This window comes from Acinetobacter pittii ATCC 19004 = CIP 70.29, from assembly GCF_000369045.1.
In the GTDB taxonomy this organism is placed as follows: Bacteria; Pseudomonadota; Gammaproteobacteria; order Pseudomonadales; family Moraxellaceae; genus Acinetobacter; species Acinetobacter pittii.
In genome coordinates, this window is record NZ_KB849796.1 from 356,411 (window position 1) to 376,707 (window position 20,297).

Consider the following 20,297-nt stretch of genomic DNA (forward strand, 5'->3'; position numbering starts at 1 on the left):
TCCGAATTTAGAAGATAAAACAGCAAGGAAAATTCCTTGCTGTTTTTGTTTTTAATCAAGTGGATTACCCACAATATTGCTAATAATTCCCTGCATAATATGTCCACCTTGTTCACGGCGTAATTCTTCATACCATGCTTGTGTAACGGCTTCATCTTTCATATGCGTCACATCACAACGTTTGCGTGCACGAAGTACCAATTCATTAGCACGTTCATTGCGCTTGTTTTGATAACGTCGCAAAGCATCTTCTAGCCCTAAAGTGTTAATTTGCAGAGAACGCGCTAAATAAATCGCGTCTTCCATGGCCTGGCAACCGCCTTGCCCAATATCAGGTGTCGTGCTGTGTGCAGCATCACCCAAAATCACCACGCGACCTTTATAAAATTGAGTGAACGGTTCAATATCATGTATTTCTACCCGGTTAGTCTTTTGCGGGTCTAAGCGTTCAATAAGCTGCTGTACGGGTTGACACCAATCAACAAAATATTGTTTTAAAAGTTTTTTATATTCATCTCGATTATTATCTAACCCTGCTGGTAAAGGCACATCTAAAAAGAAATAGAACTTTCCATCTGCAACTGGCATTAAAGAAGCTCGCTTGCCTTCGCCCACATAAGTCGTCCATTGCTGGGCTGGAGCCAAATCTTCAGAGATCTCAACCAAACCATTCCAATTTACATATCCCGCGTAACGACGCTGTACTTGCTGCCCCAACACATAGGTCCGTGTAAGTGAATGAGTGCCGTCCGCCCCAATTAATAGATCGGCCTGCGTTGAGCTACCATCTGCAAAATGAACTTCTACATAATCAGCTTTGTCTTCAAGACTGACCATTTTTTTGCCTAAATAAATCTGATCACGACCAAATTCATCCATCAACATATTTTGTAGATCAGCACGTGCAACCGGATAAGGTCGTTGGCCCACTTCTTCAATTAATGGCAATAAACTGAATTGTGTCATCACATCTCCAGTTAAACCATCCACATAGGCCAAATCATCCATTTGTCCACCAAGTTTGGCGATTTTGTCAGTTAATCCTAGATAGTTCAGACATTTCACACCATTCGACCAGAGCGAAATTGCCGCGCCGACAGGAAGAATTTTTTCAGTTTGCTCAAAAATGCGAACTTGGTGACCAAATTTCTTTAATGCAATGCCTGTGGTTAGACCTCCCATTCCTGCACCAATAATCACCACATTCATAACACGCTCCTATAGATATTCACCTATAGGGTGCTTATGCTAAAAACATGCCATCGTTCAAAATTTATTTAGCTTTTCCACAAAACTGGCATGCACCATGCTTATATATTTATGTATAAAACTCGTCTCAGCACACTCTGTGTTGGCGCAGTTTTAAATGAAAAATCATGTTTTTAACAAGAAATACGGATACTCCATTATGGCAACATTGCACGCTCCAGCTTTTGAACTTCCTGAGATTTTGAATACTAAAACCAATTTGGCAGATGCTCGAATTGGTGCACAAGTCATTGAGTGTTCAGATGATTTCTTTGCTGAAGCAAAACGTATGCTGCAATTTGATGCACCTATTTTTGTTGAAGATAAATTTGATGACAACGGCAAATGGATGGATGGATGGGAGACACGCCGTAAGCGTCACGCAGGTTATGATTGGTGTATCGTGAAGCTTGGTGTAAGCGGAAAAATCACTGCTCTTGATATTGATACCAGCTTTTTTACAGGAAATTATCCTGCATCTGCATCATTAGAAGCATGTTATGCACCAAATGGGGACCTGACAGGGGCAAAATGGGAGAATGTTTTAGGAAATACTGAACTAGGCCCGAGCCAGCATCATATTTTTATGATCAATAATGATGCACTTTTCACTCATATACGCCTTAATATTTTCCCAGATGGCGGTATTGCCCGTTTACGTGTCTATGGTGATGTTCATATTCAGGTGACTGATAGCGAGCAAACTCTTGATTTATTGGCCCTTGAAAATGGTGGCCGCGTAGTTGCCTATAGCGATGCGCATTTTGGACATCCGCGTAATTTGATTAACCCTGGTCGTGGCATCAACATGGGCGATGGATGGGAAACTAAACGCCGCCGAGCTCCAGGTTATGACTGGTGTATTCTTGCGTTGGGTAACAGCGGGAAAATTGAGAAGCTTGAAATTGATACGGCTCACTTTAAAGGAAACTTCCCTGCCCAAGTATCCATACAAGCGGTTTACCTTGAAAATGCAACCGATGCACAACTGATTCCACAAAGTATGTTCTGGTCTTATTTACTTGAGGCTCAACCGATGCAAATGGACCATATTCATGAATATGTGAATGAAATTTTACAACATGAAAAAATCTCTCATATTCGTATTAACATGATTCCAGATGGTGGTATTAGCCGTGTCCGTTTATGGGGAAAAATTGCCAAGTCATGATCATAAAGAATGTTCAAATTCAGCCCTTAACTATTGAGAACTTTCAGTCCTTTGGAGAAGTCATTTGTTGCGACGGGCATGACTTTTTTCATATTAACGATGCCCACACTGAGCGCTATCATGCGCTCGTTGAAACTGAAATTGAAGGGGAAGCAAAGGCAGGAATTAGTATTTTCCGTAATATTAAAGCCAGTGTGCTGCCTTTAGAGATTTCAATGTTAGAGCGCCATCCAAAAGGCTCTCAAGCATTTATTCCACTACAGCAACAAAAGTTTTTAATTATCGTGGCACCCGCTTTGGACGAAAATACTCCTGATATTTCAAAGTTATGTGCTTTCGTCTCGAATGGAAAGCAAAGTATTAATTATCGGGCAGGCACATGGCATCATCCTTTGCTTACCTTCGAGGCACCAAGTGATTTTGCAGTGGTGGACCGAATTGGAGGTGGAGCAAATTGTGATGTTTTTCAATTTCCACAGGTTATAAAAATTACGACCTAAATTAAAATATACAGGTCTGTCTATTTTAATTTAATGGTAGAAATCGTTGTGGTGATTTCCAACAATTTAGATTTACATAAAAAAATCCCCGCCAATTGAGCGGGGATTTTTTACGCCTTTTTAGACAGTGATATCAGCTAAGTTACCCTTCTGCTCAAGCCACTGCTTACGATCTGCCGAACGTTTTTTCGCAAGTAACTTGTCGAGTAAACCTGCCGTTAGATGGACATCATCAAGATCTAATTGAACCAAGCGGCGTGTATTAGGATCCATCGTGGTTTCACGTAATTGAATCGCGTTCATCTCACCCAATCCCTTGAATCGGGTAATTTGCGGATTACGATTACCTTTAATATTTTTCAAAATAGTTTCAAGTTCATCATCATCAAGCGCGTAATGAACATCTTTACCAATGTCGATACGGAACAATGGTGGCATTGCCACATACAAATGTCCTTCTTCAACCAATGCTGGAAAATGTTTAACGAATAAAGCACAAAGCAAAGTCGCAATGTGTAAACCGTCCGAGTCGGCATCGGCCAAAATACAGATTTTGCCATAACGCAGTTCAGATAAATCATCACTGCCAGGGTCTACACCAATCGCAATCGCAATATCGTGAACCTCTTGAGAAGCCAAAACCTCATCAGAAGAAACTTCCCATGTGTTTAAGATTTTTCCACGAATTGGCATGATAGCTTGAAAGTTTTTATCACGCGCTTGCTTAGCACTACCACCTGCTGAGTCACCCTCGACAATGAATAACTCACTGTCTTCACGAGTTTGGCCCACGCAGTCCGCCAGCTTACCCGGTAAAGCCGGGCCAGAAACAATCTTTTTACGCTCAACTTTTTTCGCAGCTTTTAAACGGCGCCCTGCTTTAGAAATTGCTATTTCAGCAAGTTGCATGGCAATTTCAGCATGTTGGTTGAGCCAGAGTGCGAAAGCATCTTTAGCAATATTTAAAACAATATTTGATGCTTCTCGACTCGAAAGACGCTCTTTGGTTTGACCTGAAAATTGTGGCTCTTGGAACTTGAGTGACAAGATATAGTTCACGCCATCCCAAACATCTTCTGCCGAAAGTTTGAGGTTTCGTGGTAGCAAATTACGTAACTCACAGAACTCGCGCAATGCCTCGGTAACACCTGAACGTAAACCGTTCACATGAGTACCGCCTTGTGCAGTTGGAATTAAGTTGACGTAACTTTCTTGAACCTGTTCACCGCCTTCCACATTCCAACAAATCGCAAATTCACATGCCGCACGGTCTGCCTGACCGCTGCTTACAAATGCAGGGTTTGGCAAAATTTCGCGGTCTTGCAATTCATCCATCAAATAATCGACGAGGCCATTTTCAAATTGCCATTCGATTTTTTCATCATTAATTTGATCGATATAGATAATTTTTAAACCAGCCGCTAAAACAGCTTTGGCTTTTAAATTGTGTTTGAGTGCTTTTAACGCAAATTTTGGACTATCGAAATATTTAGCTTCTGGCCAAAAATGTACCGTTGTACCTGTCGCACGTTTCGGTGCTTTACCCTCAAGAACAGCTAAAGGTGCTACTGGTTCCCCTTGCTCAAAGGCCATTTGGTATAGGTTACCCTGACGTTGAACTTCGACCTCAACACGTGTTGATAAAGCGTTTACAACGGAAATCCCCACACCATGCAAACCACCTGAAAACTGATAATTATCGGTACTGAATTTACCACCGGCATGGAGCTTGGTCAGAATAATTTCGATACCACTTTGGCCATATTCAGGATGAATATCGACCGGCATACCACGGCCATTATCTTCAACCGACAACGAACCATCTTTATAAACCGTGACACAGATTTTGTCGGCATGACCAGCTAATGCTTCATCAACAGCATTATCAATAACTTCTTGGGCTAAATGGTTAGGTCGAGTCGTATCGGTATACATCCCTGGACGACGACGAACAGGGTCTAAACCAGAAAGAACTTCAAGCGATTGAGCCGTATATTGTGTCACGTTGTACGTTTTCCTTATTTGATGGTGTGCGCAAAGAATTCGATCACTAACGGTAATTTTTCTTCAAAATCTTCCATAGCATGATTGCCATGAGCATCCGTCAAAATCAATGAGGATGGCGTTGCAGCACTATAATAGCGTTGTGCTTGACGATAATCCAAAATTTCGTCGCCTTGTTGCAATAAGACGAGTATTTTGTCGGCATTTTCAGGTTGATTCAGTTCCAGTTGTTGTAACTGACGTAACTGAATATGGTCAATTGACCATTGATCATTCACCACATAGGGCATGCTTTGAACTTGAAATAACTCATCAAACAGCTTCCATGGTTGCATAGCAGGGTTAATCAGTACAGCTGGAACATTATATTTCGCGACAAAATATGTCGCAAAAAAACCGCCAAGGCTACTACCGACTAAGGCTACATCTTGTAAAGACTCTATCAGCTCTGAAACTTGCTCAACCACTAGATCAGGAGATCTATTTAAGTCTGGCAAATGCACATTTATGCCCAATTCGCTACAATACTGCTTAAGGCTCAGCCCTTTAATTGAAAGAGAGCTACTATTAAAGCCATGGAGGTAGATAATATTCATATATTTTCCCTCTAAATTGAGAATAAACTCACATTTTTGTTCTCAGTTTGTATATAAAAACACTATTGTCAGACAAGAAAAACCACTCAACTAACCATTCATCAGTATTTTAAAAACATGTGTTATTTAAACTACTAAGATGGAAACGTTTACTGCCGTTGATAAAAAGTACAGCTTAAAACGTCGGTTATAACGTATATGGGGAAAAGATATGCCGAGCTTAACACCACTACATGAAACTTATTGTAAATGGGATCGTACGCCACCTAGTCAGGCAGACGTATTAGAAGGTTTAGCTCAACTGTTCAGTACCAGCTTAAATGGTGTACATGAATTAATTCAAGTTATTAATATTGAAGTATTAAAAAATGCTTTTGGTGTGAGTACACAAAATGCTAAAAACTTTCAAAAACGACCATTTGTGCAAAAGGCATATCAATTTTCTTATGGTGCTTTACAAAAATATGGTAGTTGTTTTTTAGCGCCAAGCTTACGTCATATTATTGAAAAATATCCTACACTTCACGAAAAACCACTCACCCCAAGCCTACATTTTTTAGTTGGCATTTTGAATGGGATTTTTGGGGATTATCTACTGAAACAGCATAGCCCCCTCGCCTTACCCATGGTGCTATACGATCACTACGGTGCAATACAACAAGGGGAACTCGCAGGCCGTATTGTGATTTTGGCTCATGGTTTGTGTATGAACCATCTGACTTGGTCAAATGCACACTATGGTGGCATTGGTGAGCGTCTGTTAGCACAGCGTGACCATAACACCATGTTGTATTTAAATTACAATACAGGTCGACGCATTTCAGCTAATGGACGCAGTTTTTCAAACTTATTAGAAGACTTGGTCCAACGTAATCCAAGAATTACCAGCATCGATATCATTGGCCATAGTATGGGCGGACTGGTTTCCCGTAGTGCCTTGTTTTATGGCAAACAAAATATGTATCAATGGATCCATATGGTCGAGAATCTAGTCTGTATTGGCTCTCCACATCATGGGGCAGTTTTAGAGCGCTTTGGCTTTACCATACAAGATAAACTTGGGGCTTTCCCTTTTGTCGGCTTACTCGGTCAACTGGTTAATATTCGGAGTAATGGTATTTTAGACTTACGCCACGGTAGCGTTCGTGATGATGATTGGGAACATATGGATGCCCGTATTGGTATGATGGATGATAACCGCGCCCCTGCTCCGCTACCTTCCCATATCAACACCTTTTTAGTGGCAGGGACCTTAGAATTTGAAAAGGTGCGCAATAAAGCGTTGACCGTAATTGGCGACTACTTAGTGAGTGTAAAAAGCGCGCTAGGCGAACACCCTAACCCACGTTTTCAGCTTAAGGTTCCAGACTCACATAAAGCCGTGTTTTATGGTTTAAATCATTTTGAAATTCAGTATCACTCGAGTGTTGCCGAACAGATCACTCGCTGGTTATATCCTCATGTGAATGATTATGTTCAAGAGGGTATTCAAACTCATATTATTGATATGCCGAACTATAAGCTCGAAGATTTAGAAGGAATTGTAGAGACGTAAAAAAAAGCCCAACTTATGTTGGGTTTTTTATAGAATCTAAAATATTTTAAAAAGAGCTCTATAACTATTGTTTATCTTTAAAAAATAAGTTGTCTTTACTATCTAGAACTTCATCAGAATAAAGATAGTATTTTCCTTTCTTAAAGATCACTTTTCCTAACTTTTCACCACTTTGAACTTTAAAGAAATATAGCTCGTTATTTTTCTCTTTCACTTTGCATATATAAGATTTATCAACCTGAAAGCCAGCAATAGAATACTCACACTTTTTGGGTGTTAGTGTTAAAATAAATTCTATCGTCGCAACATTTCCACCTGGTAGTTCTTCTGAACTATAATAATGATAAGTACCATTCCACTTATCTATATTTGCAAATGTGTTAACCGAAAAAGCCAGCAATAATAAACAAAATTTTTTCATTTAATCAATTTATAAACAATTAAGTTAAACTATTATAACCATATGATAATAAAATATTTTATTATTTTATAAATCAACCCTTAAAAATAATTTTTTGAAAATTAATTCTTATCACTATTACCAAATATAGAGAAATATATGAAAGAAATTGTTGTTTTTGACTTGGATGGGACATTACTATCGGGTGACTCTACAAAGGCATGGCTAACAGATAAATTAAAATCCAATATTTTTAGATTTATCGCTGCACTTATTGTTATGCCCATCGCTTTGCCTATTATGAAATTTAAGAAATATAAATCTAAAGGTGCTTCATTGTATTTATGGATTGCAACGTATGGCTTGAACGAAGAAAAATTAGAATACAGCTTTAAGAATTTCTCTAAGAATATCAAAAACAATTCTTTCAATTCATTATATTGGTTTGAGCAAGGTATAAACGAAGTTAAAGATCATTTAGCCAATAGAAGAATTGTGTTTATTGCTACGGCTGCACCAGAAAAGTTAGCGAATGTTTTACTCGATTCTATCAATCTAGATGTACGAATTATTGGTACTCCTCTACAAAACAAGCTGGGAGGATGGATAAGTGGGATACATTGCAGGTCTGAAGAAAAAGTAAGAAGATTGAATAAGCTTGATATCAAACAACCTTGGTTTGCAACATACAGTGATGATATTGAAGATGACTTACCTATTTTGATTAGTGCTAAACTGCCCTATTTAATTAACGGGGATAACAACAAAATTAAAAATATTAAATCGGTTTTAATTTAATAAAAAGATTCTTTAAAAATCAACTTTTTTAAATCCTTATTAGCTTTAATGATTTTTGAAAAATTCTATATTATCGAATTTTTAATTGTATCCATGATAATATATTTAAAATCTTTGTTAACTTAGTACAGTCTTACTCTTAATTACCATCTCATCTATAACAAGGGTATCTATTAATTTGTCTTATAAATATAAATAAAAACTTAGTACGGATACTAAGTTTAAAATATATTAATAATACATTTTTATTTGAAACTAAATTATTTGCAAATAATAAAATTAAAAAAGATAACTTTATGGTGCATTAGAATTTCGTATTTCTAGAATCTCATTGCAATCTTTAGCATTAGAATAAGCGAAAATTCGTTTGTCTTGATTTTCTAATAAAAGAGCATCTTTATTTGCACCAAAAGCATTTTTAGAGATATCACACTTATAAGAAGTCAATCTAAAATTGCTTAAATTTTCACATTTAGGTTCAGCATTAGCTTCATCAAAACCATACCAATCTGTAATATTTTTATTTAAACATGAAATTTGATTTTCTTGAACATCATTTTTTGTATCGACCACCTTATCTGCAATTACTTTTGGTTCACTTACTGGTAAAGCCTCACTTATAGCTGGAGATTGTTGCTCATACACTTCTGTATGTATTACTTTCGATTCGTTATTTAAGCTAGTTGGTGTTTTCTCTTGGTCTTTATTACTACATGCAAATAAAGCACCTATAAAAATTAAGATATAAATATTCTTCATGATTTAATGCTCATAATGATGCGCTATCTAAAAATGGTGTAGGATCAATTAAATCCGACCGCCGCTTATAAACACTTGTACCGTTTAAAGTGCCTTTATTATTTGGATTTGAGTACATTTCCAAATGCAACATCATACTTGGAATACCTTTAGTTGTTAAGCTACCTACATAAGCTATTACTTGACCCTTTACAACTTTATCTCCAGCTTTTACTAAAGCTTTACCCTTTCTAACTTCCCCATAACGAATGATATGTTTTGGATGAACAATTTCAATAGCATCTGTATTATCATAAAAATAATAAACATTTCTTACTACACCATCAGCCATCGCTCTAATTTCAGTTCCTGCTGGTGCATACAGATCACAACCTGCATGTTTACGTTTTCCACCACTACGATTAGAACCAAATCGAGCAAATCCATTTTTATATGAATTTGTCCGTGCCTTTAAAGGGAATAAATATGAGCCATCATCTTTTGGCTTATCTATTCTTAACTCAATAACTGGCATAGGATTCTTCAATACAGCGGTATAAAGTACTTGTTCTTTACTCTCAACATCTACAACAATTTCAATTTTCTTCCCTTCTTCGCCCCGATGTTTTTTTAATCCAATCCCATCCTGTCCAGTATAATGTGTTCTTTTTGCACCATTATATTTAATTGAATAAGCTAGATTTTCTTCCTTACCTGTCTCTTTATTTATTGTTTTAATAGTAAAAGCGACATCACTACCATATTGTTTAGTTAAAGGATTACCATTTTTCTCTGTATGAACATTCTCTGTTTTTCCTAATGAAGGAATAAAATCAATTAAGTAATTAACAAAGCTCTCTTCTTTCTTAGATGACGTTTCTTTCGCTGGGGTTGCTTTTGCTGGTACTGTCTTACTAGGAGGATTTGGAGCTACTCGAGGCATCTGTATTGTTGTAGCCGCAGAATTTAAGTTGACATTAATTACGGAAATACTTGGATCATTTCTTAATGTCAAAACAGGTTTCTTATTTGAAAGTAGCAATTTATAAACAAATGCATTCAACATTTTTAATTGAATAAAGCCATTATTATCCGTTGTTTTCTCTATTTCTCTACCTCTATATGAAACAAAAAACTTAGTACTTTTTAAAATTTTACCTTTACTATCATGTACCTTCAATTTCACACTGACTAGCCCTAATGGGACTGATATACAGCTATTTTCCATTCCTTTAGTTACGGATATTGTTTTTATTTTTTGGTAACCTTTACTTCCATTTACCAATATGTCTAAATTTTCACCTTCTTCTGCAATTATACCAGTTTTTATTCCTGAACTATCAGAAGTATGCTCTTTGATCTTACCTTTATATCTTACAAAAAACCTCATATTCGTTATTTTTCTATTTGTGTCACTTTCTATTATGGCTATATCAAATTTTATATCTTTAGAAGTATTTGTTTTCACCTCACCTTTCTTCGAATCAACAGTTTTCTGTTCAACAACAACTTTTTCTTGTTTTGGCTCTGGTTCAGCAGGTTTTTGTAAAACAGATTGAATTTTAATATCTTCACTTACACTTAATTCAATAGATTGTTTTTTATCAGAGGCTTGTGTAATAACAGCTGATTGTTTTCCATCTGCCTTAATTATAATTTTACTGCCTGGATGTCTAATAATAACAGGTAATAGTCCTTGCTCATCTGACTCTGCATTTACAATAAACTTTGATTGTTTAAACTTACCACTATATTCAGACTCAATAGTTACTTTTTTATTTTTTGCTATTTGTCCAATTTGGTTCTTTAATTTTATATATATTTTTCTACTACAACAGCTTTCTAAGTCATAATGGTTAAACATCTCAATATATTTACTAATATGAACATTATTTCCATCTACTTCTTTATAATTTCCTTTAAAACCTGATATACCTAAAAAAGAACCTAAGCCTCCGTCACCAACTAAATGGGCCCCTGCAATAGCACCCGATTCAGTAATTTCAATTCCATTTATTATTTTCCCATAGTATTCATTAAAACTTCTATTTCTTAATCGTTTGCAAAGAAGATCTATCCATTCTCCAATGATTTGAACCTGCTTCGCAGGAGATTTCAAAAAATCTGATAAAGAATTAACACCATTATGTCCAGTCCAACTCCCTGTCCAATCGTTTTCTTCAGTTTTATCAGAATTATCTTTCCAATGCTTATAATAACCAAGATCGATAAGTGCAGCTTCCCCAAACTGGAAAAAACCAATATAACCCAGAGAATTTTTATTTTGGCTTGATCTAATGTTTACTGGTGCCGTTAAGGGTAAACTTAAATCTGATGAAGATTCCATTCTTGAAACGGCACAAATAAATCCATATCGCGTTAATGGATATGACTTTTGATTTATAGATTTACCATTTTTCATTTATTTAAGTCCTCAAAACTAAATCGTTTAATATCAATTTTTTTATTATTGATATATGAACTTAAAATAGGTTTCATTTTCTCAAAATTTCCCAATCCAGGGCAACTTAACTCAACACCATTTTTATTCGCTTTTTTTGTTGGAAAAAACTTATCTTCAAATATATCATAGCGACCTAAATTTCTAAAATATGAGAAATAATTACCATTAGTATCACTAATGATATTTATATCACTATGATCATTTTTTAGATAAGCATAATAAACTTGGTATTTATTTTTATTCACTTCAATAACTTGACATTCCCCTGTTGACATCCATTGAGGATCTTTTGGGTTTAAGCCAATAGTCTTTACAAGCTTTGCTTTATTGTTATCTTCCCAAATTTGTTTACATGGGACATTAACTTTATCAATTTTGATACTTTCATTCTTATTTTTGAAGCTATCCCAAATTTTTTCACAAGCATTTTCTTCAGCAAAAGCTTGTATTGAGATAAATGTGCTCAGTAGCAATATTAGACTGCGTTTCATCTCTTAAACTCCAAATTTATTAAAATCATCTTCTAGATCATCTTTATATTCATCATCTAGCTCTTCTGCAAGCTGGCTCTGAATTCCATCATCTACAAAATCCCCAGTATCATGATCATAAATATCTTCATTTAATTCCTTCGTAGGTATAATACTTTTATTGTCATTATTGCTAATAAATTGAATTTCAATAGTATCTGATGAATCACTAAATATTCTTGGTGTTCGGCCCATTTCATCTAACATTCCAATATATTCTGTATTCTTTGTTTTATTGATAACTTTAAATCTAATTTCCTCTTTCAAATTTTCTAAATTGAAAATATCACTAAAATCAAATCTTCGACTAAAAATTCCACTCTCAGGCATTTTAGGCAACTCAGCATTTACTGTTGCCCCACTCGTAAACAAATGCTGCCCAGCTTTACTTTCAAACTTGCCACCTGTTGTTGAAAATACGCCATCTGCATTAATTTTGAGCTGAGATCCACCCGCTGTTAAAACAATTTCTTTTGGGCTCGTAAGCTCGATTTTTTCTTCCGTAGAAATGAGCTTAATGACCTTTTTAGCAATTGCTTCAATGGCATCGTCTTGTGCTTGTAGTTCGAGCTTTCCTTTTGCTGCATAAGCACGGAAACCCTTTTGAGCGGCAAACAAACTGATTTTGTCTTGTGCATGCCCAACGATATTTTTCTGTGCACTTAAGTTAATTGAGCCACTAGCACTTTCTGCGATATCTTGCGAAGCTTGCAAAATAATATTTTCAGGTGTCGTCAAGGCAATCCCATTTGGCGATGCTAATAACATCAGCGCTTGTCTAAAAATTTTGCCTTGTTCTTGCTGTTTAGTATCGGAACTACTTTCTAAACCTTGGGTATAACCTTCCATAAAGCCTTGCAAAGAACTTAATGCTTTAGAAGGTGATACTTCCAATTTACTGCCTTTACTAAACGTTCCACATACACTCATCATGTCAAAGTCTTTAGTCTCAACATTGGCTAAGACTTTTCCGACCTCTTGAATGCTTTCAAATGGATTTTTATGAATGCGGTCTTTAATGCTGGCAAGTTTACCTTTAACGATGTCGGCACCATGTTCTTCAACGTTTTCGATGAACGCTTTTAAATTTTCTACCGCATCTTTGGCATCGGTAAAGAAAGCATTAAATTCATCTACAACGCCTTTTGCATTTCCACCTAGTGCACCAATGTCTTGAATAAAGCCGCCACAGTCTTTTAAAGCGTGAATAGGATCGTTATTAATGCCTTCTTTAAATAGATTTATCGTACTATTTAATGCCTGTCCTGTGGTTTTTAGCTCAAGCGACTGGATAAATTTAGGTAAGCGATTAATCACATTCAAAGCATCAGTTTGTTGCTTAGCTGCAACTTCACTGAGCATTTTCATGCTTTCATAGCCTTGTGAAAGTAAAGATTGTGCTTGTGCAGCCTCTAAATGATCTGCAATCGCCTGCTCTTGTACATAGGTACTAATGAGCATGCCTTTACCTGCACGTACAGCTCCCCAAGCGTCTGTTCTCAACTCAAAGCCTTCACCTCGGCCTTGGCTCGTCTCTTGTTCTTTCGGATGGCTTAAATTACCTAAATTCAGCTGTGTTGCTGCATGACTGCTTTGAAGTTGGGTACTAATTTGTCCCGTTGTGTCATCAAAGCGTAATTGGTTAAAGCCACTACCACTGATTTCCTGACTGCGAATTCCGCTCAGTTTTTTAGTATCAGGAAGCTGCCCTTTTACATCGAACTTGGTTGGTGAGCGCTGCGCTTCATGAATGCGCCCAGTCACAAATGGACGGTCAATATTGCCATCAAAGAAGTCAATGACAACCACTTCACCAATACGTGGTAAGAAGCGTGCTCCATAGCCTTCGCCTGCCCAAGGAGTCAGTATATCCACCCAAGCTGAGTCGGTATCATTGTCATTGCTCCCTGCGCCACCATCGTGCCCATGATCATCACTACGGGTAAATAGAAAACGCACCTTAATGCGCCCCCATTCATCGACATAAATAGTCTCTCCCTCTGGCCCCACGACTTTGGCTCTTTGCGGGTAAGCAATTGGGCGATGCTGTTCTGGATTATATTCAGGTGCAGTTTTAATTTGACGGCGTATTAGGGTCAGCTCATTACCTTGGCGCTCAATATCATCATAACCATGTTTATCCCAACGACTTTGGGTTAACAACTGGCTCACTTGCTGATGTAAATCTTTTGGTAAGTTATTTTGGTTATAGAAATTTTTAGCAATGATTAAGAACTCTTGATCTGCTCCTTCATGCTGATCAATTTCAGGATGCTCCTGTAAATTAAACCAATAGCCGACTTGACTATCACGGACGCTACTATAAGCCTTAAAGTATTTGGCCTGACTCGCATACATGTCAGTGAAGTGCTGATTCAATTTCTCTAGCTGATTACTACTTGAAGCAGTGGCCTGATCTTCCCCTTTCAAATCTTGCATCCAAGCAGGACTAAGATGCCATGCTTGTTCAAGACTCAAACTCGCTGAATCAAACTGCTCTGAATGTAGGTGTGTAGTGATAACTGAACCTACACCTTCTTCATGTGCTAGAGCATCAGGTTGCCAACGCTGCACATGTACAGCAGTCGGCTGTAAAGACCGCACTGCAACAAAACCTGTAATGCTATCTTGATATTCTGTTGCACTACTTCTGTGATAGCGAATGCTGCGACGTGCTAAAGCTTGGTACTGGCTATTGTCATCAATGAGTCTTAGTTTTTGAGGTTGTATAGGTGCAGTAAAGTGAGGAACAAAAAGCTCTGCTTCATCAATTACCCAACTAACGCCTTCACTTCGCCACAAGCGTGTAAGAAAGTCATAATCAGACTCATTGTGCTGCATGATAAATGGGCGAATATCATAACTCTGGCTTAACCCACTGAGGTCGAGACTTAAACTTGTAGCAAATAGCTGACTTTTTTCTTGCCACTCTTTAAATAAAACTTCCGTGACTTCAATAATACTTTTATTCATGAAAACACGGCTATTACGGCGCTTGTGCCATAAGTTTGTCGCGTCTTTTAAGGTGAGTTTATAAAGCGTTAAAGCACCGTCACTCTGACCATAACTCGCTTCTGTCACAATTCCTGTAGTTCGAAATAATTGTCCAGAATCAGTGACCTGATCAACGGCAACTTGCACACCTATAAACTGCTTCAATGCAATTTGGGCACTCGTTGAAAGGCAGATCAACTCAGCTTCCAATCCCCCATTTAGCTGATGTTGGCCTTCTATACGTTGTAAAAAAACTTGGCTATTGAGTAGTTCATTAGAAAATTGCACATGGACGGCACGTTTCTGCGCACTTAACCCTATTTTTTCCAAAACATTAAAGATATTAAAAAGCATTTTTTATAATCATAAGGATATATAAACGGCTGCACTTTATAAAAAACAGAACTATCTGTCTACATGATTATGCTTTTTTTTAATTCGTTTTTTTATATTTTGACCTATTCCCAAGCAATAAAAAGCCCAACATAGTGTTGGGCTTTTTTAAAGAGCTTTAAGCTCTTTTTTTGGTTGTCTTAAATACTGGATAAAAACGGAATAACTGCCATAAACAGACCAGTAATAGTAAGAGGAAATAGACCAATGACCAAACTGGTAAAGATTGACCTAAAAAGGTCCAATCAATTGCTGCACATTCACCTGAACCCGACAATACTTCTTGTAAAACCGTTTTCATTGGTAAGGCATCAATTAAATAATTTAAACCCGGGCCACAGCTTGGTACTTGATCTGGTGGTAAATGTTGCAACCAGACATGACGTCCTGCCACACCCACTGACCATAAAATTGCAATGCCTGCTAAAAATGCATAAAAACGTTTAACAGCATTGGAAACTGGGTTATGCAAAAAGGCTATGAGTGCTACAAGGCCCATCGCCATTAAGCCAACACGTTGAAAAATACAGAGCGGACATGGCTCTAAACCTTTTACATGTTCCAGATACAACGCAAAAGACATGCCGACTATACTTGCTAAAACAAGTAGTCCACTCACCAAACGGTAACTTAATCGCATGTAAAACCTCGTTTTATTATCGATATTGTTCAAGATATTGATCAAAACTGATCTTGGTATCTTGCTCAAGTTTTTCTTGCTGCTGTAAAGATTGCGCAGCCAACTGTTCAAAATGTTTCAAAGTTTCCACACTAAGCTCATGCTGTTCATAACTTTCAGCATGTAACTGAGCCATGTGGCTACCAAAACTCCAAGTTCCACCATGCTTTAACGTATCGTTAATGACATGGGCAGATAAAGTTTCATCAACTTCATCAATTCGTGCTTGCATGACCGCCAAAGCTGAACCATACAAGTCCGTTGCATAGGTCTGATCGAGTAGCTGTGCACAATCTTGCATTTTTGCAATATATAAACGTGCCCAATCTTCGATGTGATATGACCCTGTTAAATCTGTAATGGTTGCGTTTGGCGCTCGACCTCGGTTGACCACCTCTGTCTGATTTTTCTCAACCAAGTCTTGTTCAGGACATAACAAGTCTGGGCTATCACTTAACAGACAATAAAGTGCTAACACTTCAAGAAAGCCTGCTGTCGTTTCATCAACGCCAATTGCCGAGTATGGATTTACATCTACAGCACGTAACTCAACATAGCCCACGCCTCGATTTTTTAAAGCTTGAGACGGTGTTTCACCTGCTTGAGGCACCTGTTTTGGACGTACTAGACTGTAATATTCATTCTCAATCTGCAAAACATGATCATTAATTTGCAATGGCTCACCAGATGCATCATTTAACCCTAAACGGCTAAATGGTGGGTAAGGAGAATGAACGGCTTTTTGTAAACCATCCAGATAGCCAGACAAATTGTTGTAATGAATACCTAAGCTTTTTTGTGCTGAGTTTTGATAGCCCAATCGCCCCATACGGAGTGCTGTAGCATACGGTAAATAGTATGAACCTTTGATTAAAGGCAACAAATGATGTTTGTGTCCGGTCAAGAAACAACGACAGACTGTTGGACTCGCGCCCACCAAGAACATGACCAATGGTGTTAAACGAATAAAATTACGAATAAGGCCAAAATAACGATGGCTACGATAATCCTGCAAACTTAATGATTTTAATTGTTCGTCAGTTTCATGAGCTTGTAGCTCAGCAAAAAGTGTATCTGGGAAAGATAAGTTGTAATGCACACCTGAAATGGTCTGCATACGACGACCATATCGAATTCCTAACCCACGGCGATATAGTGTTTTAAAACGACCAATATTAGAGGTGCCGTACTGCGCTAGACGAATGCGTTCTTCATTGTCGTCTAACATACATGGCATAGACAGCGGCCAGAGTTTTTCACCATTTTCTAAATGACGATGCACAACCGCATGAATATCGGTGAGCTCATGTAAAGCTTCTTCAATTGTTGGCTTAGGTGAAGTAATAAACTCCATCAACGCTTCTGAATAATCAGTCGTAATTTTTGGATGTGTTAAAGCTGAACCTAATGCTTTCGGATGTAACTCTTGTGATAAGAACCCATTACTTTGCATACGTAGGCTTTCACGCTCTATTCCACGTAACATGCCTTGTAGTAGCGACGAATCCACCCAAGCAGGAATAACTGATTGAGATGGTGTAGTGGGTTGACTCATGCATTTGCTCGCTTATTAAAGATCACTATATACAAAATCGTGAGATGATACGGTTACTTATATAATCACATCATTCCAGTTTGGCAATTTTTATCACAATCTTGTTATTTAAGACACGAAAGAATTGTGATTTTATTGAAGAATAATTGCTAAAGAGTTGTCAATATCATGAACGAACAAGACATTTTAAACTTCTGGTTTTCTCCTGAACACCGTTCACTTTGGTTTGCAAAAAGTGATGATTTTGACAAAAAAATCCGTGAAAATTTTTCTGATGTTCATCGACAGGCAACTCAAGCAGAACTCTGGTCTTGGCGAAAAACAGCAGAAGGTCGTTTGGCAGAGATTATTGTACTAGACCAGTTTTCTCGCAACATCTATCGTGATCAGCCCCAATCTTTTGCCTATGACAGCTTGGCATTAGCTTTGGCACAAGAAGCAATTAGTTTGCAACTCGATGCACAGCTTAATCCAGAGCAACGCTCTTTTTTATATATGCCGTTTATGCATAGTGAATCAAAATTGATCCATGAATTTGCCTTGAAACTATTTCAACGTCTTGGCAATGAAATTAACTTAAGCTTTGAAAAAAAGCATAAAGTCATTATTGATCGCTTTGGACGCTATCCTCATCGCAATACCATTCTTGGACGTGTTTCTACTCCAGAGGAAACCGAATTTTTATTAGAACCGAACAGTAGTTTTTAAAGCTTCTTAATTTTTTAATGCTGAGTCATCTTTGTTTTAATACTCAGCTGGGAGTTCACCATGAAATATCTCTCTCTTTGTTTAGCATTAGGCACTGCCTTAACTTTAACTGCTTGTGCGACGACTCCAAGTAAACCAAAAACCTTTGATCAACTTGGCCAGTTTTCCGCATACCCTTTAAATGCGCAAACGTTTCGTATTAGTTTCCAAGCCGATCCGAATATGAGTTACGGTGCAGCTGAAGAAATCACTTTGGTAAAATCAGCACAAACGACCGTGCAAAAAGGTTTCCGCTTTTTTAAAGTACTGAATGACCCAAGTAACCAAAGTCAGAAACCACCACGTCAGGCTGTGGTTTATCCATCTGCGCCGAGCTTTTATCCTTATGGCTATGGTCGTCGCTATCCGGGTTTCTGGCATGATCCGTTCTATGATTTCCCACAAGTGGTCAATATCGACCCTGTTCAAGTGTCGTATACTATTGAATGTTATCGGGATCAAAAGCAGGCTCCTCAAGACGCTTTTGATGCAAGCTTGATCTTGAAATCACTCGGACAAAAATATGGATTGAGTCCGACAGGAGAGCTGTTGCCACCGCCCGAGCCTCCAGTAAAACAAAAATGAATAGGATAAATTTATGAGCATGGCAGAAGAAGTTCACCACGTGCCCAGTCTTAAACGTAGTAAATATTTTGCTACCCTAGCGCTGATCATCGTCGTTGTTCTGTGGATTGCACTGATGGTAGCCGATCGTTTTCTGCCAGAGTACACAGGTTTTATTCATATTTTAATGCTAGGAGCCGAAGCAGGTGTCGTTGGTGGTCTAGCCGATTGGTACGCGATTACAGTTCTGTTTCGGAACCCTTTTGGTAAGTTACCGATTCCTAAGTTTTTACGCGACCATACCGAGATTATTCCGCGTAACAAGGCACGCATTGCAGAGTCAATGGGCCGTTTTGTACAGGAAAATTTTCTTTCGCCTCAAGTCGTCGAAAGAAGCTTAGAAAAAACAGACTTAAGTCTCGCAATTGGTCAATGGTTGGCAAGTCCACAAAACAATACTCAAGTAGTGCAGCTCATTCAGCAAACTGTACCGAAAATTTTTGAATTTGTGAGCCAAGAGCAAATTGCTAATTTCGTGCAAAACAACAGTGTGCAATGGGTACGTAATACCCAAGTCAACAAACTCGCCAGTGAGATGCTACGCGCGGTATTGGAAAATGATTTCCACCAAGACGTTTTACAGCGTGGTCTCGATATCGCTCATGAATGGGTCGTACAAAATCCAGATAAAACTCGTGAATTAACCCGAAAAATGTTTAAAGCACTAGGCGTCTGGTCACTTGCAAGAGGTGCAAGCTGGATTGGAATTGATGTTCAACAACGTACCATCGACTCATTGGTTGAAAAAGTAGAATCGATGCTGGCAGACCATGAACACCCATGGCGGCAAGAAATTGAAACCATTGCACATTCACTCATGCTGGAACTAGCGAAACCCGATAGTGTTGCCAGTCAACGTCTTAACAGTGGTAAAGATGCGCTCCTTGATAGTCCTCAAGTTCTAAATTTTATTAGTGGTGCTGTTACCATTTTGTGTGATGCCATTAAAGAAGATTTAATGAAAGAAGACTCTGGCATTGCAATGAATCTGCGAGCTGCCATTCAGCAGCTCGGTGAAAACCTTGTTCAAAATGTAAAAGTACGTGAAGTTCTCAACAAAGAAATGACAGGACTTGCCATGAATTTTACGGATCAATATAGCCATAAAATCATACGCTATGTGAGTGAACGCATTCATGAATGGGATTCACGTGAAATGATCGGGAAAATTGAAAATGAAGTCGGTGGCGACTTGCACATGATCCGAGTAAATGGTGTGGTAGTGGGTGCATTTATTGGTTTGACACTCGGTGTAATTCGGGCAGTGATTGAGTCAATTTTATAACTTTAAATATTTTTAA

At 37.9% G+C, this 20,297-nt stretch carries 17 protein-coding genes; 7 read left to right on the forward strand and 10 right to left on the reverse strand.

Features of this window, described 5'->3' with window-relative positions; genetic code table 11:
• Window positions 1-51: 51 nt before the first annotated feature.
• The gene (hpxO, locus tag F928_RS18150; RefSeq protein ID WP_005078689.1) at window positions 52-1,209 is read right to left on the reverse strand and encodes an FAD-dependent urate hydroxylase HpxO; all 1,158 of its coding nucleotides are present in this window, start codon (window positions 1,207-1,209) and stop codon (window positions 52-54) included.
• A gap of 199 nt (window positions 1,210-1,408) precedes the next feature.
• Here hpxO and alc point away from each other — a divergent pair, with 199 nt between their 5' ends.
• Both alc and allA read left to right on the forward strand, forming a co-directional pair.
• The gene (gene alc / locus F928_RS18155) at window positions 1,409-2,419 is read left to right on the forward strand and encodes an allantoicase (RefSeq protein WP_005078691.1); all 1,011 of its coding nucleotides are present in this window, start codon (window positions 1,409-1,411) and stop codon (window positions 2,417-2,419) included.
• Window positions 2,416-2,919 carry an ureidoglycolate lyase gene (gene allA / locus F928_RS18160; protein ID WP_005078693.1) on the forward strand — a complete coding sequence of 168 codons (504 nt, stop codon included), beginning with the start codon at window positions 2,416-2,418 and terminating at the stop codon, window positions 2,917-2,919. The genes alc and allA overlap by 4 nt, the downstream gene beginning before the upstream one ends.
• A gap of 120 nt (window positions 2,920-3,039) precedes the next feature.
• Here the strand turns inward: allA and parE are convergent, their stop codons facing one another.
• Window positions 3,040-4,923, reverse strand: a complete 1,884-nt coding sequence (gene parE, locus F928_RS18165) for a DNA topoisomerase IV subunit B (protein ID WP_005078695.1) — start codon at window positions 4,921-4,923, stop codon at window positions 3,040-3,042.
• Between the two features lie 14 nt (window positions 4,924-4,937).
• Entirely contained in the window at window positions 4,938-5,519 is a 582-nt protein-coding gene (locus F928_RS18170; RefSeq protein ID WP_002121960.1) for a YqiA/YcfP family alpha/beta fold hydrolase, read from the reverse strand.
• A gap of 211 nt (window positions 5,520-5,730) precedes the next feature.
• Here F928_RS18170 and F928_RS18175 point away from each other — a divergent pair, with 211 nt between their 5' ends.
• Window positions 5,731-7,074: a PGAP1-like alpha/beta domain-containing protein gene (locus F928_RS18175; protein ID WP_002121854.1), complete on the forward strand. Its 1,344-nt coding sequence runs from the start codon at window positions 5,731-5,733 to the stop codon at window positions 7,072-7,074.
• A gap of 64 nt (window positions 7,075-7,138) precedes the next feature.
• On the opposite strand, the gene F928_RS18180 is transcribed toward F928_RS18175, so the two are convergent.
• Window positions 7,139-7,495, reverse strand: coding sequence for a DUF5991 domain-containing protein (locus F928_RS18180; RefSeq protein WP_002121962.1), 357 nt, complete (start codon window positions 7,493-7,495; stop codon window positions 7,139-7,141).
• 138 nt (window positions 7,496-7,633) lie between these two features.
• On the opposite strand from F928_RS18180, the gene F928_RS18185 reads away from it, so the two are divergent.
• Complete coding sequence (locus F928_RS18185; protein ID WP_005078698.1) at window positions 7,634-8,272, forward strand: haloacid dehalogenase-like hydrolase; 639 nt, start codon at window positions 7,634-7,636, stop codon at window positions 8,270-8,272.
• A 294-nt stretch (window positions 8,273-8,566) separates the two neighbouring features.
• On the opposite strand, the gene F928_RS18190 is transcribed toward F928_RS18185, so the two are convergent.
• The 6 genes from F928_RS18190 to gshA all read right to left on the reverse strand — a co-directional run bounded on the left by F928_RS18190 (window position 8,567) and on the right by gshA (window position 17,625).
• Window positions 8,567-9,031, reverse strand: a complete 465-nt coding sequence (locus F928_RS18190) for a hypothetical protein (protein ID WP_002122002.1) — start codon at window positions 9,029-9,031, stop codon at window positions 8,567-8,569.
• Window positions 9,032-9,041: 10 nt separating this feature from the next.
• Window positions 9,042-11,432 (reverse strand): M23 family metallopeptidase, encoded by a 2,391-nt coding sequence (locus tag F928_RS18195; RefSeq protein WP_002121990.1) that lies wholly within the window; start codon window positions 11,430-11,432, stop codon window positions 9,042-9,044.
• Window positions 11,429-11,965 (reverse strand): hypothetical protein, encoded by a 537-nt coding sequence (locus F928_RS18200; RefSeq protein ID WP_005078702.1) that lies wholly within the window; start codon window positions 11,963-11,965, stop codon window positions 11,429-11,431. The genes F928_RS18195 and F928_RS18200 overlap by 4 nt, the downstream gene beginning before the upstream one ends.
• A 3-nt stretch (window positions 11,966-11,968) precedes the next feature.
• The gene (locus F928_RS18205; RefSeq protein WP_005078704.1) at window positions 11,969-15,352 is read right to left on the reverse strand and encodes a type VI secretion system Vgr family protein; all 3,384 of its coding nucleotides are present in this window, start codon (window positions 15,350-15,352) and stop codon (window positions 11,969-11,971) included.
• Between the two features lie 157 nt (window positions 15,353-15,509).
• Complete coding sequence (locus F928_RS18210; RefSeq protein ID WP_002121896.1) at window positions 15,510-16,031, reverse strand: disulfide bond formation protein B; 522 nt, start codon at window positions 16,029-16,031, stop codon at window positions 15,510-15,512.
• A 16-nt stretch (window positions 16,032-16,047) separates the two neighbouring features.
• On the reverse strand, window positions 16,048-17,625 hold the full coding sequence (gene gshA, locus F928_RS18215) for a glutamate--cysteine ligase (RefSeq protein WP_005078706.1): 1,578 nt from the start codon (window positions 17,623-17,625) through the stop codon (window positions 16,048-16,050).
• Between the two features lie 168 nt (window positions 17,626-17,793).
• Here gshA and F928_RS18220 point away from each other — a divergent pair, with 168 nt between their 5' ends.
• From F928_RS18220 to F928_RS18230, 3 genes are read left to right on the forward strand one after another with little or no spacing between them, the layout of a single operon-like run.
• Window positions 17,794-18,333 (forward strand): DUF924 family protein, encoded by a 540-nt coding sequence (locus tag F928_RS18220; RefSeq protein ID WP_002121850.1) that lies wholly within the window; start codon window positions 17,794-17,796, stop codon window positions 18,331-18,333.
• Window positions 18,334-18,393: 60 nt separating this feature from the next.
• On the forward strand, window positions 18,394-18,957 hold the full coding sequence (locus F928_RS18225) for a CC0125/CC1285 family lipoprotein (protein WP_005078708.1): 564 nt from the start codon (window positions 18,394-18,396) through the stop codon (window positions 18,955-18,957).
• Window positions 18,958-18,970: 13 nt separating this feature from the next.
• Complete coding sequence (locus F928_RS18230) at window positions 18,971-20,281, forward strand: DUF445 domain-containing protein (protein ID WP_005078711.1); 1,311 nt, start codon at window positions 18,971-18,973, stop codon at window positions 20,279-20,281.
• Window positions 20,282-20,297 lie beyond the last annotated feature (16 nt).